12 protein-coding genes are annotated in these 13,138 nt (G+C 37.5%); 6 read left to right on the top strand and 6 right to left on the bottom strand.

Features of this window, described 5'->3' with window-relative positions; translation table 11 throughout:
* Positions 1–126 precede the first annotated feature (126 nt).
* The 6 genes from IGK96_RS02905 to IGK96_RS02880 all read left to right on the top strand — a co-directional run bounded on the left by IGK96_RS02905 (position 127) and on the right by IGK96_RS02880 (position 6,447).
* Positions 127–2,073 (top strand): ABC-F family ATP-binding cassette domain-containing protein, encoded by a 1,947-nt coding sequence (locus IGK96_RS02905; RefSeq protein WP_085443237.1) that lies wholly within the window; start codon positions 127–129, stop codon positions 2,071–2,073.
* Between the two features lie 14 nt (positions 2,074–2,087).
* The gene (locus IGK96_RS02900; RefSeq protein WP_002356525.1) at positions 2,088–2,720 is read left to right on the top strand and encodes a GntR family transcriptional regulator; all 633 of its coding nucleotides are present in this window, start codon (positions 2,088–2,090) and stop codon (positions 2,718–2,720) included.
* Between the two features lie 95 nt (positions 2,721–2,815).
* Positions 2,816–3,025, top strand: coding sequence for a helix-turn-helix transcriptional regulator (locus IGK96_RS02895; protein ID WP_113851299.1), 210 nt, complete (start codon positions 2,816–2,818; stop codon positions 3,023–3,025).
* Complete coding sequence (locus IGK96_RS02890; protein ID WP_002359589.1) at positions 3,022–3,357, top strand: hypothetical protein; 336 nt, start codon at positions 3,022–3,024, stop codon at positions 3,355–3,357. Before IGK96_RS02895 ends, IGK96_RS02890 begins: the two co-directional genes overlap by 4 nt.
* A gap of 197 nt (positions 3,358–3,554) precedes the next feature.
* On the top strand, positions 3,555–4,745 hold the full coding sequence (locus tag IGK96_RS02885) for a quaternary amine ABC transporter ATP-binding protein (protein ID WP_002388977.1): 1,191 nt from the start codon (positions 3,555–3,557) through the stop codon (positions 4,743–4,745).
* Positions 4,738–6,447 carry an ABC transporter permease/substrate binding protein gene (locus IGK96_RS02880; protein ID WP_002356521.1) on the top strand — a complete coding sequence of 570 codons (1,710 nt, stop codon included), beginning with the start codon at positions 4,738–4,740 and terminating at the stop codon, positions 6,445–6,447. The genes IGK96_RS02885 and IGK96_RS02880 overlap by 8 nt, the downstream gene beginning before the upstream one ends.
* A gap of 284 nt (positions 6,448–6,731) precedes the next feature.
* Here IGK96_RS02880 and IGK96_RS02875 read toward each other — a convergent pair whose 3' ends face one another.
* The 6 genes from IGK96_RS02875 to IGK96_RS02850 all read right to left on the bottom strand — a co-directional run bounded on the left by IGK96_RS02875 (position 6,732) and on the right by IGK96_RS02850 (position 13,021).
* Positions 6,732–7,466 (bottom strand): YcjF family protein, encoded by a 735-nt coding sequence (locus IGK96_RS02875; protein ID WP_071646782.1) that lies wholly within the window; start codon positions 7,464–7,466, stop codon positions 6,732–6,734.
* A 119-nt stretch (positions 7,467–7,585) separates the two neighbouring features.
* On the bottom strand, positions 7,586–8,488 hold the full coding sequence (locus IGK96_RS02870; protein ID WP_033625099.1) for a diacylglycerol/lipid kinase family protein: 903 nt from the start codon (positions 8,486–8,488) through the stop codon (positions 7,586–7,588).
* Positions 8,489–8,610: 122 nt separating this feature from the next.
* Positions 8,611–9,624: a CdaR family transcriptional regulator gene (locus IGK96_RS02865; RefSeq protein ID WP_002356518.1), complete on the bottom strand. Its 1,014-nt coding sequence runs from the start codon at positions 9,622–9,624 to the stop codon at positions 8,611–8,613.
* A 141-nt stretch (positions 9,625–9,765) separates the two neighbouring features.
* Positions 9,766–10,914 (bottom strand): glycerate kinase, encoded by a 1,149-nt coding sequence (locus IGK96_RS02860; RefSeq protein ID WP_002356517.1) that lies wholly within the window; start codon positions 10,912–10,914, stop codon positions 9,766–9,768.
* A 21-nt stretch (positions 10,915–10,935) separates the two neighbouring features.
* Complete coding sequence (locus IGK96_RS02855; protein ID WP_002370504.1) at positions 10,936–12,228, bottom strand: GntP family permease; 1,293 nt, start codon at positions 12,226–12,228, stop codon at positions 10,936–10,938.
* Between the two features lie 109 nt (positions 12,229–12,337).
* Positions 12,338–13,021: a TVP38/TMEM64 family protein gene (locus IGK96_RS02850; RefSeq protein ID WP_002368872.1), complete on the bottom strand. Its 684-nt coding sequence runs from the start codon at positions 13,019–13,021 to the stop codon at positions 12,338–12,340.
* Between the last annotated feature and the right edge of the window lie 117 nt (positions 13,022–13,138).

Below are 13,138 nucleotides of genomic sequence, written 5' to 3'. Positions count from 1 at the left end.
ATAGCATTTTTCTTCAAAAGTTTGTGATAAAAGGTATAAACCTTCACAAAGCATTTTTTGATACGTGCTATTTTAGCAGATTTTATGCTACACTAAGGGCAATGAATTTAGAAATGAGGACTACTGATGATTTTATTACAAGCAAATCAAGTTGCCCGGCATTTTGGCTCGGAAACATTGTTTGAAAACATACATTTAGAAATTGCAACAAAAAGTCGGATTGCCTTAGTTGGTCGTAATGGTGCTGGAAAATCGACTTTTTTAAAAATCATTGCAGGCATTGATGCTCCCGATAGCGGAACCATTGCCAAAAATAAAACTGCTACGTTAGGTTATTTAGCTCAAAATACCGGCTTAGAATCAGATAAAACCGTTTGGGAAGAAATGACAAAAGCCTTTGCTGACATCCTAGAAATGGAACAGCGTATGCGAGAATTAGAAACTAAAATTAGTGAAATGGAGCCAACCACTTCCGTTTATGAAGGAATTTTAAAAGAGTACGATCAATTGCAACATACATTTTCTGAAAAAAATGGCTACGGCTATGAAAATGAAATTCGCTCAGTCCTTCACGGCTTTGGCTTTGATGAATCCTTTTACAAGAAAGATATTCAAACCTTATCTGGTGGTCAAAAAACCCGGCTTGCATTAGCAAGAATGCTTTTACAAAAACCAGATATTTTAATTCTGGACGAGCCTACAAACCACTTAGATATCGAGACGCTTTCTTGGCTGGAATCTTATTTGCCAAGCTATGCCGGCGCCCTATTGATTGTTTCCCACGATCGTTATTTTTTAGATAAGGTAGTTAATGAAGTTTATGAACTGAGTCGCAAAAAAATGACTCACTACAAAGGAAACTATTCCAAATACTTAGAGTTAAAAGCAGAACAATTAGCCAGTGAATGGAAAGCGTATGAAAAGCAACAAGAAGAAATCAATAAGTTAGAAGATTTCGTTGCCAAAAATCTGGTTCGTGCATCTACAACGAAACGTGCACAAAGTCGCCGAAAAGTATTAGAAAAAATGGACCGTTTAGACCGACCTCAAGGAGATGAAAAATCGGCGCATTTTCTTTTCGATAGTGAAAAAGTCTCGGGAAATGTTGTTTTACAAGTCGAAGATGCCGCCATTGGTTACGACCCAGAACATATTTTATCCGAACCTATTCACTTGGATATTCGTCGTAAAGAAGCCATTGCCTTAGTCGGACCGAACGGAATTGGTAAATCCACTCTCTTGAAATCAATTATTGACCGCATTCCTTTCATTAAAGGAAGTAAAACTTTTGGCACCAATGTTTCTGTAGGTTACTATGACCAAGAGCAAGCCAATTTACATGGCAATAAAACGGTCTTAGCGGAATTATGGGATGAACACCCAACCACACCTGAAAAAGAGATTCGAAGTATTTTAGGCGGCTTTCTCTTCAGTGGAGATGATGTTGAAAAAACGATTCCTTTATTAAGCGGTGGCGAAAAAGCCCGTGTGGCATTAGCAAAACTAGCGATGGATCGTGACAATTTCTTGATTCTCGATGAGCCAACCAATCACTTGGATATCGATAATAAAGAAGTTTTAGAAAATGCGCTGATTGATTATGAAGGAACCATCCTCTTCGTTTCCCATGACCGTTACTTTATCAATCGAATTGCAACAAAAGTTGTTGAGCTTTCTGAAAAAGGCAGCAAACTTTATTTAGGCGACTATGATTATTATTTAGAAAAGAAACAAGAGGAAGAAGAAATCGCTGCCCTCTTAGCTAATGAAGAAGCGGCGAAAAAACCCGAACCAGTCACAGCCAAAAATACCTTTTATCAAAATAAGGAGCAACAAAAATTACTCCGTACTTTGCAGAGAAAAATAACACAAGTCGAAGAAAATCTTGCTCAGTTAGATACGACAATTGCACAATTAGAAGCACAAATGAGTCAACCAGACATTCTAGAAAATCATGTTGAATTGCTGGCTTTAAACCAACAATTAGATGACGCTCGTCAGCAACAAGATGAACTACTTGAGCAATGGGAAAATTTCAGTTTAGAATTAGAAGAAATGGAAAATAACAATTAACGGAGGGATTCACTATGGCTTCCAAAAAAATCAGTTTAACGAAGCCCAAATATCAACAAATCGCCGTTGATGTTGCGGAAAAAATTGCAGAAGGCAAATTACATGTTGGAGATAAAATCCATGCCCGTTCCACCCTAGCTAACCAATACCAAGTGTCGCCAGAAACAGCTCGCAAAGCCATTATCGTTTTAGTCGATTTAGAAATCGTTAAAGCCAAACACGGCAGCGGCTTCTATGTGGCATCAAAAGAAAAAGCGCAGGACTTTGTGACACAATATCAAGACGTTCAAACGATTGCTGAAATTAAAGAAGAATTGCTAGATAGCGTAGCGAAACAAAAAGAAGAACTTACTCATTTTTCTAGCATTCTAGATACTCTTGTTGAACAAACAAAGCGTTTTGATTCTTTCAATCCAATGAATCCTTATTCATTAGTTTTAACAGAAGAAGCTGCTTATCTTGAGGCGACGATTAGCGAAATGAATTTTTGGCAAAACACTTCGGCAACGATTATCGCCATCAAACACAAAGAAGAGCTTCTGGTCTCACCTGGTCCATATGCAAAGATTTCGTTGAACGACACACTTTATTTTGTTGGACATGACGAATCAACGTTACAACGAGTGCAGAATTTTTTCTATCCTTAAAAAGCTCATTTGAGCTTTTTTTCTTTTGACAAATTCCTTTCAAATTGCTAAAATAAAGTAACGAAGTCGTTACATTTAGAAACGAGGTAGTTACATTGATTAAAAACAAACTTAAGGTTCTTAGAGCCCAAAAAAACTGGACACAAGCTGATTTAGCAGAAAAAGTTGGGATTTCACGCCAAGCAGTTATTTCTATTGAAAAGTATAAATACACACCCTCTTTAGAACTAGCCTTTGATATTGCAGTAGCTTTTAAAAAACCCGTCACAGAAGTATTTTATCAACAAAAGGAGGAAACTAAATGAATATTGAAACACTGAAACCACTTTTAGGAATTAGTTCGATGTGTATCTTAGCGATTTTTATGTATTTAACTGAACGATTCAAAAAACAGAAAAAAGTTGAATATAAAAATGATGAACGCTGGCAAGTTATCCGTTTAAAAGCAAATCAAATGATTTTACGTTATTTCTATATTCTAGGAATTGTTATCTGTATATCTCTAGCAACTGTGCTTGTGTTGAACTTAAAAACGGAAATTTCTTTAACCACTGTTGTTCAAGTTCTTTTTTATGGTTACTTATTTCAAAATCCCATTGAGTACTATTCATTAAAATACTTTGATCAAGAAATTTAAAACAAAGTGACTACTTATCTTGCGGTAAATAGTCACTTTTTTTATTTATTATTTCTATTTTTCATAAAAAACCACTATAAAACCTAGTTAAAATACTGTTTTTCTTCATTTTCAGAAAGATTTTCATCTAATTTGACAAAGTGACAACTTTATAGTAGTCTGATGTAGTCACTTTTTTATTGAGGAGGAACAATGATTTGCCAAAAGTAAAAGTAAATCACCTTACCAAAATCTTTGGTAAGAAAACCAAACCGGCACTTGAAATGATTCGTGCCAACAAAAGCAAAACAGAAATTTTAGAAAAAACGGGTGCCACAGTCGGTGTTTATGATGTAAATTTCGAAGTTGAAGAAGGCGAAATTTTCGTTATTATGGGGTTATCAGGAAGTGGGAAATCAACATTAATTCGTTTATTAAATCGTTTGATTGAACCAACTTCAGGAAATATTTATATTGATGGACAAGATATTTCTTCTTTAGATAAAGAAGGATTACGTGAAGTACGTCGAAATAAAATGAGCATGGTTTTCCAAAACTTTGGTCTTTTCCCCCATCGAACTATCTTAGAAAATACGGAATATGGTTTAGAAATTCGTGGTGTTCCTAAAGAAGAACGCCAAGCAAAAGCTGAAAAAGCCTTAGAAAATTCTAGCTTAATTGCTTTTAAAGACCAATTACCAAGTCAATTATCTGGTGGGATGCAACAACGTGTCGGCCTTGCTCGTGCCTTAGCTAACGATCCAGAAATTTTATTAATGGATGAAGCGTTCTCTGCTCTTGATCCGTTAATTCGTCGTGAAATGCAAGACGAACTATTAGATTTACAAGAAAATGTCAAAAAAACCATTATCTTTATCACACATGATTTGAATGAAGCTTTACGAATCGGCGACCGGATTGCCTTGATGAAAGATGGTCAAATTATGCAAATTGGGACTGGAGAAGAAATTTTAACCAACCCAGCCAACGAATATGTGCGAACCTTCGTGGAAGATGTGGATCGTTCAAAAGTCTTAACTGCCCAGAATATTATGGTACCTGCTTTAACTACTAACATTGAAATTGATGGCCCAACTGTTGCTTTAAAACGGATGCGTCAAGAAGAAGTGAGTATGTTACTTGCCGTGGATAAAAAACGCCAACTAAAAGGCGTTGTACGCGCAGAAAAAGCTTTAGAAGCGCGTAAAAATGGGACTTCTCTTGTAGAATGTGTGGATCCAGAAATTCAAACAATCGACAAAGATATGTTAGTGAATGATATTTTCCCACTGATTTATGATGCACAAACGCCTCTTGCTGTGACTGATAACGGCAAACTATTAGGCGTGGTCATCCGTGGTAGCGTACTTGAAGCACTTGCAGAAACAGAGGTGAACGAACATGAATAAGTATCAATTACCTGTCGCGTCTTGGGTTGAAAGTTTTACTGATTGGTTAACTTCAACATTTGCTGGATTATTCAGCTTTTTACAAACAATTGGTCAAAGTGTAATGGACAACATTACTGCCTTACTAACAGCCGTACCACCACTTGTGCTGATTGTGCTATTAACGATTGCTGCTTTCTTTATTTCTAATAAAAAAATTGGCTTAAGTTTATTCACATTTATCGGCTTAATGTTTATCTATAACCAAAACTTATGGAACGATTTAATGAGTACCGTTACGTTAGTTTTACTTTCTAGTGTTATTTCCATTATCATTGGTGTGCCACTAGGGATTTTAATGGCGAAAAGCGAAAAAGCCAAGAGTATTATTACACCGATTTTGGACTTCATGCAAACAATGCCTGGTTTCGTTTACTTGATTCCAGCCGTTGCATTCTTCGGAATTGGTATGGTTCCTGGGGTCTTCGCCTCTGTTATCTTCGCTTTACCACCAACCGTACGCTTTACGAACTTAGGAATTCGACAAGTGCCAAATGAACTTGTTGAAGCAGCTGATTCTTACGGTAGTACTGGCTGGCAAAAATTATTCAAATTAGAATTACCTTTAGCGAAAAACACGATTATGGCTGGTGTTAACCAAACAACCATGCTAGCTCTATCAATGGTAGTTATTGCTTCAATGATTGGTGCGCCTGGATTAGGACGTGGCGTCCTTTCTGCTTTACAACGTGCGCAAGTCGGGAACGGTTTCGTAAATGGTGTGGCTTTAGTTATTTTAGCGATTATCATTGACCGTTTTACTCAACATTTAAATAATAAAAAAGCAGCCCCTAAAGCAGCTGGTGCCACCTCTAAAAAGAAAAAATATGGGATTATTGCAGCGGTTGTTGTAATTGTTGCTGGCTTAGTTGGTGCTTCAATTTTTACAACAACAAATGATAAGCAAATTTCCCTTTCTTATGTGGAATGGGATACCGAAGTAGCCTCCACACATGTGGTTGCCGAAGTCTTAAAAGATATGGGGTATGATGTTAAAACGACTCCTTTAGATAACGCAATTATGTGGGAATCTGTAGCTAAAGGTGAAACAGATGCCATGGTTGGTGCGTGGCTACCAGGAACACACGCAGAGCAATATAAACAATATAAAGATAAATTAGACGACCTTGGTGAAAACCTTAAAGGTGCGAAGCTAGGAATTGTCGTCCCTTCTTATATGGATGTTGATTCTATCGAAGATTTATCTGATCAAGCTGGGAAAAAGATTACTGGAATTGAACCTGGGGCTGGTGTTGTTGCAGCAGCAGAGAAAACTAAAGAAGCTTATCCTAATTTGAAAGATTGGTCTGTTGAAACTTCTTCATCAGGTGCCATGACTGTCGCCTTAGGACAAGCAATTAAAAACAACGAAGACATCGTTATTACTGGCTGGTCTCCTCACTGGATGTTTGCAAAATATGATTTAAAATATTTAGCTGATCCAAAAGGCACTATGGGCGGCGAAGAAGCGATTCACACAATGGCTCGCCAAGGCCTAAAAGAAGATCAACCAGAAGCTTACAAAGTGTTAGATAATTTCCATTGGACCACTAAGGATATGGAATCTGTCATGTTAGAAATTAACGAAGGCAAAGACCCACAAGAAGCTGCACGCGATTGGGTTGATTCACATAAAGACCAAGTAGCAGAATGGAAAAAATAATTCTTAACAAATGACTTCCCCATCTATTAAAAGAGGGCGTTGAACAAATTGTTCAACGCCCTCTTTTTTCGCAAAAAAAAACCACTCAGTTGGGTAGACTGAGTGGAAAGGAGTTATTTTTACTTGAGGAGTAAAAATGAAAAGTGTTTATGTTGGGTGTTTTGTTGGTATGCTTATATATTAACGAGAACCTGTGAATAATTTGTGACGAAAACCTTGGAAATTTGCTACGAATTACTTAAAAAAGTTTAAATGTGTCTCACCCTAGTTAATCAATACAGCGATTATTTCTTTTTAGCATTTTGGATGGCTTTAAATAATGTTGAAAATTGTCCTTTGAAAGACATCACATCATCAAAGATATCAACACCATCGTTTAACATTTTGACGGTCACCCAGCCAAGCGCTTCCGTAATTGCTACCGCAACTGAAGCATTGACCATGCCACCAGTCACAGTTCCGACAACAGGAATCACTTTTAGAATATTCCCGACTGCACTCTTACCTAAACTAACCACTACTAATTCTTTGGTTAAACTTTTCCCTAAGCTTTCAGACCAAGACTGACCAAAAATTTTATGCAGCCGTGACATCATAGTTAATTGAACAGGTACCAGTAAAAAAGCATCCGAAAATGGAATTGGCGAAAACCCAATAATTGCTGCTGACAATGCAGCAAAATGAATCGTTTGATGACTTTTCTTTTTCACGTCAGGTGAAACACCAGCCAAAAATTCATCAAATACTTTGTCGAGTTGTGTTTGACTGTTCGTCACTAATTGTTCTGCTTTACCTTTAGAAGTTGCGAAAGCATTCATTATGGCCGTAGACGTTTTTTGTGGAAATTTTTTCAAGACATCTTGAAAAAAAGAACGAAATTCTGGGTCTTCGATTTCTTCATTCAATTGCTTAATTTCTTGTTCTGCTAATTCTTGTTTTTCAATCTCTTCAAAAAGTTCTTGTTTCTTTTTGTTTTTATGTTTTTTTCTTCTCATCTCATTAACTCCCTTATCTATCAATATGTAGAAACAAAGTATAGCATAGCCCCTGATTGATTCTCTTTTAGATGATTTGAAAAGCCAGAACTTATCTGTTTTTTAAACAAATAGAAATGTTCTAGCTTTTCTCAAAAAATCAGCTATTTTGTTTGTTCTTCACCGCAATAGACCGTCAAGTGTTTAGGTAAAATTTCCAGCGTAATTGGCAAAGCAGCTCCTTCATCACCATCCACATTAGTGGTTAATTCTTCTTGGTTTTCTAAGGAGATTGTTCCTTCTTTAAAGGTTAGGTAAACTAAATTATCAGTGGACTGGTCGACTCCTTTTAACAAATCTGGGACTGCTTTTACTGCATCCCACAATGATTGATCTTTTAAATAAACTAAATGAAGTTTGCCATCATCCACTTGGGCCTCTGGTAATAATGTTTCAAACCCACCGATTGAATTCGTTAAGCCAACTAAAACGGTACTACTTTCAATGGTTTGTTCTTTTTGATCCAAGCTTAAATGAAAAGGATACGTTTGAGCATTCGCTAAATGTTTGGCACCTGAAATAAAATAAGCGAGTTTTCCTAACTTCGTTTTTTGTTCAACGTCCACGTCGTTAATTGACTCTGGAATCGTCCCAATCGCAACGACATTCATAAAGTAGTCGTCATTGATTTTCCCCACATCTAAAGCACTGGTTTTTTCTAAATCTAATTGTTGAATCGCTTCTTCAGGGTCCATCGGTAAATTCAAGGCTCGCGCTAAATCGTTCACCGTTCCTAAAGGAAAAAAGCCAAATTTTGGGCGGTAATCTTGTTCTGCCAACCCGCTAATTCCTTCATTAACGGTTCCATCTCCCCCCATTACGAAAACACTGTCGAAGTGACTTTCCGCAGCTTCACGGGCAAATTGTTCTGCATCGCCGCCTTTTTCTGTTTGTTTCACTACAACTTCATCAAATAACTGCTTTAATTTTTCTTCTGCTAACGTTTCAAATTCTTTGGCTTTTTCACCACCAGAACTGGGGTTAACAATTAAAACTGCTTTTTTCACTGGCACCACTCCTCATTGATATCTAAATCGTTTGATTCCTTACAATTATTATAAAAGATATTTTTGATTCTGGCGAAAAATATGCTGACACTTGCTTAACAAACAAGCATTCCTGCTCCTCACTACTTTTCAAAACGTTCTTTAAAGCAATAGGCAAAATAATAGAACAATTTCCAAAAATCTTGCCAAACTTTTGGATCCATCCCCGTCAATTCATGAATTCGTTTCAAGCGGTAATTCAATGTATTTCGATGGATATGTAATACTTGTGAGGTTTCATTGATGTTTAAGTTATGATTGGCGAAAAAAATAACGGTTTCATAGTATTCATCATAAATCGTCTGGATGGTTTCAAAAAAATCCAATTCAATATGAAAAGGAAAATTAAAAATTCCTTGAATGAAAAAATCTTCTGCTTGGTAAAACTTAGCCTTTTCTAATTGGAGAAATGATAGAAGTAAATACGTGTTTTGTGCCTCTTGGACCATTTGTTGAATCGTGGCTTTTTCCGAACTTATTACAAGGTATTCTGTTACTGGCTTTGTTATCTGAGGTGGTTCAGAAGTAATCACCAGATAACAATTTTCCCATTCAAATATTTCATGGCCAGGATAATAACTGGATAATAAGCGCTTGTCCTTGGTCAGTACACAATGATTCTGGTCATCTAATTGAAGGTTATATAGTTCCAACGCTTCAAGTTTTAAGGCTTCTGAGTAAGCAGAATCAACATGCATTAAGTGCTGGATAAACTGATTTTTTTGTTTCTTCTTTTTTTCGCGTTCTTGTTGTGTATTTAATTCTTCTGTCAGTAAAAGAACAATCGAGCGCACAAGCTTGGTAAATTTGCGCACCTCGTCTGGTTCTCCTGAAATGCCTACGACACCTAAAATGTGATCATTCAAAATAATCGGTTCATTGGTGCCTTTTTTCTCTAAAGAAGTATCTTTATAAATTTCAATATTTTTTCGTTCATTGATGGCTCTTTCTGCGCCACGATGGCGCTCCCCAATTCGAGCAGAATCTCCACTCGCAATAATTTTTCCTCGTTCATCCATAATATTGATGTTATAAGGAATATCTGCCATCAACTTTTCAACAATTTTATTTGCTTGGATTTTGTCTAATTTTAACATTGCTATCGCCAACTTTCTAAAAAGCGAGTAGCGTTTGGGACATAAGCCGCAATGACTTATGTCCCAAACGCTTAATTCTTCAGATCAACGACTGAACATTTTTATTTCAGCTTTCATTACTGATGATACCATGGTTAGTTCTTAGTCACAAGGCACCAGCTGTAATGTACGAGCAATATTTTCAACGGTTCTTTCTAAGTTAACTGGTCCATTTTTCAATGCTGCTTCCAATGGTTCGGCTTTGGCCAAAATTCCAAAAATAGCCGTCATCCCTTCTTCATAGAGGACATCCACATCTTTGCCGATATAGCCAGCACAAGCGAAAACCGGTTTTTGATACTTCTTGGCCAAACGTGAGACGCCATAAGGGGCTTTGCCGAATTTTGTTTGAAAATCCATCCCGCCTTCACCAGTAAAGACATAATCAGCGGCTTTTATTTTTTCTTCTAATTGATTCACTTCTACGACAATATCAATTCCTGGGCGTAACTGAGCTTTTGTGAATGCTAGTAACCCTGCACCCAAACCACCAGCAGCTCCTGCGCCTGGCATCATCTCAACATCAATGCCGACCTCTTTTTTGATAATCGCTGCATAATGGGCTAAGTTTTTATCTAATTGAGCCACCATTTCTTCTGTCGCACCTTTTTGCGGGCCAAAGACATGAGACGCCCCTGTTGGCCCTGTTAGTGGGTTATTCACATCACTTGCTACTAGAACTTCGGTAGCAAAAATACGTTGATCAAACTGTGTTAAATCGATCTGCGCCAGTTTATCTAATGCACCACCGCCACGCGTCAATTCTTGCCCTTCCTTGTCTAACAAACGCGCACCAAGTGCCTGAATCATACCTGCACCCCCATCATTTGTCACGCTACCACCAATGCCGATAATGATTTTTTTTGCCCCATGATTGAGCGCATGTTGAATCATTTCTCCTGTACCATAAGTAGAAGTGATCAAGGGATTACGTTCTGCTGCTTTGACCAATTCAATTCCGTTGGCTTTCGCCATTTCAATGACCACCGTTTCTTGGTCACCTAATAAGCCGTAATAGGTTTCAACGATTTGATCAGGAAGCGGTCCTGCCACACGCACTGGTACTCTTGTGCCTCCTGTTGCATCCACTAAGGAATCCACCGTTCCTTCCCCGCCGTCTGCCATCGGGACGTGTTGAATGTCTGCATCTTTAAATACAGCTAAAATCCCTTTTTCCATTGCCAGACAGGCTTCTTTTGCACTCATACTTTCTTTAAATGAGTCTGGAGCCAAAACAAATTTTTTCGTCATCTTTTCGCGCCTACTTTCCAACTAGTTTAAAATAAAGCCATATAAAATGGTTGCAACAATCGTCATTACCCCACCGACACACATTTCATAAGGAATCACTCGAATTCTTTCTTTAATCGTCATATTCATACTTTGTGCCGTAATATGGAAATAATTGCCTTGAGGAACACTATCAATCACAGTTGCCCCAGTATGCACCATGACTGCTGCTGAAAGTGAAGATGTGCCCATATCTAAAATCGCTGGTCCAAAAGAACCTGTCGCTAAAATAACCGCTGTGGATGTTGAACCAACTGCTAAGCCCATTAAAATACCAGAAATCGGTGCCAAGAAGGTTCCAGAAATTCCCATAACAGAAATTAAGTGGACAATTTGTGTTGATAAATCAGAAACAGAAATTAATCCAGCAATTGCACCTGCACCAATTAAAATTAAAACGGTATCGGTTACTCTCTTCAAGCCAGAAGACGCATAAAAGGCCAGTTGTTTTGTTTGCCCAATCGCAATTGTCCCAACAACTGAGGCGAACGGCAAAATATACAGAGCATCAATATTCAAACTTTTGATGAAAGAAATATTTAAAACGGCGCCAATCGGATTAAGTAATAATAAGACAATCGCTAACACTGGCGCGATCAACGCCTTTTTCAAAGGTAATAATTCTTTTGTTTGTTCCTCTACAAGATCCGTTTCTTTGACCATTGATCCTTTACTTCTCATGATATTTGCAAGAACAACAGCTGTAATTAAGCCAAATACGGCTGGAATAAAACCAGCAATCATAACGTCACTTAAAGGTAAATTAAAGCCGTTCGCCGCTGCAATAGTATTTGGATTAGGCGAAATAATATTGCCCGCTTTGCCGCCACCTGATAAGGCAATCAATAATGATAACTTACTGATACCCGTACTTTTCCCAACAGATAGAGCAATCGGGGCAACAATCAACACTGCAACAGGAATGAATACACCCACTGCTGTAATTACCATTGTGGATAATGCCAAAGATAAAATAGCTTTTTTCTCGCCAAGCTTTTGTACAATGGCGTTGGCAATTGATTCTGCCGCACCAGATTCCATCATCACACCCGCCAACATGCCGGCTGCTAAAACACGGATTGCGGTTCCCATAATACTTTGTGTTCCGTTTAATAGAACAGCGACTGTATCTGACAGGGAAGCGCCTCCAATAAGACAACCAACAATTGCACCAAAAAACAAGGAATACACAGGATTAAATTTTTTCAAAATTAATACTATCGCTACAACTAATCCTAAAATTGCAGCAACCCAAGATATTGTAATATCTGGCATTCAAAATCAGCTCCTTAAATTGTTTACGCTTTCATTCTATCAAAGTCCTTTCTTTTTAAAATTGTAAATTTAACAGGATTTATTGTTCAAATGCACAAAAAAACCGTTCTTAAAGAACAGTTTTTTGAAATCTTTTTCTATCTTTCTCAATAATGACCACCAAGCCAACGAACAAAAGAACACTCACAATTAACAATACTGCCGTTTTATTATATCCATGAAAGAGCGCTTCGCCTCCACATGCGTAAAGTATTGAGGAAGGAATTACACCAATGAATATAGCGGCTATTAAATTTTTTAATGGCAACTGCATAGTATCTGCAGCAAAATTAATCACAGAAGAAGGAATAATTGGAATCATGTAGCCCACCATAATCCCAATTTTTGGATGCTTCATCCGTCGAATGGACTGGACCCAATGATTGGTCTCCGTTTTTCTATCTAAAAATTTTATATGATGCATCAAAAAGATTGCAACTAAATTTCCCAAACTATTCCCTAAAACGTTAATGAGTGTGCCGCTGAAGGGACCAAAACTCAATCCTGCAATCACACCAATTACCGAGGTTGGAATCCCTGGTACTGCACACATGATCGCGGTCAAAAAAACTAACAATAGCGCTGCTGAAAAACCATGTGAACGAATTCGCTCTAATAATTGTGTCTTACTGGCTTTAGGATTCAAAAATAATTGAATATCTGTTTGATATTCTAGATACAAACGGTAACCTACCAGCAGGATTAAAATAAGCCCGCTACTGATTAGTAGTATTCGGATTGTTTTCCTCTTCATTTTCTTTGCTCCTTTTATGCTTTATACAAAGTGTAGCACAGGTTTCTTCGTGCCTCAATTAGAAGCTTGTATGAATAAAAGCCGCCCCTAAAAGTTAGACTAAAAATCTAGCTTTTA

The organism is Enterococcus sp. DIV0682 (assembly GCF_051712685.1).
Taxonomy (GTDB): Bacteria; Bacillota; Bacilli; order Lactobacillales; family Enterococcaceae; genus Enterococcus; species Enterococcus faecalis.
The sequence above is the reverse complement of the archived record's forward strand: the minus strand, read 5'-3'. Positions and strand labels throughout refer to the sequence as shown.

Coding starts and splice junctions, on each gene's coding strand:
- IGK96_RS02905 (WP_085443237.1), top strand. CDS start 127: ATGATTTTATTACAAGCAAATCAAGTTGCCCGGCATTTTGGCTCGGAA.
- IGK96_RS02900 (WP_002356525.1), top strand. CDS start 2,088: ATGGCTTCCAAAAAAATCAGTTTAACGAAGCCCAAATATCAACAAATC.
- IGK96_RS02890 (WP_002359589.1), top strand. CDS start 3,022: ATGAATATTGAAACACTGAAACCACTTTTAGGAATTAGTTCGATGTGT.
- IGK96_RS02880 (WP_002356521.1), top strand. CDS start 4,738: ATGAATAAGTATCAATTACCTGTCGCGTCTTGGGTTGAAAGTTTTACT.
- IGK96_RS02865 (WP_002356518.1), bottom strand. CDS start 9,624: ATGTTAAAATTAGACAAAATCCAAGCAAATAAAATTGTTGAAAAGTTG.
- IGK96_RS02860 (WP_002356517.1), bottom strand. CDS start 10,914: ATGACGAAAAAATTTGTTTTGGCTCCAGACTCATTTAAAGAAAGTATG.
- IGK96_RS02855 (WP_002370504.1), bottom strand. CDS start 12,228: ATGCCAGATATTACAATATCTTGGGTTGCTGCAATTTTAGGATTAGTT.
- IGK96_RS02850 (WP_002368872.1), bottom strand. CDS start 13,021: ATGAAGAGGAAAACAATCCGAATACTACTAATCAGTAGCGGGCTTATT.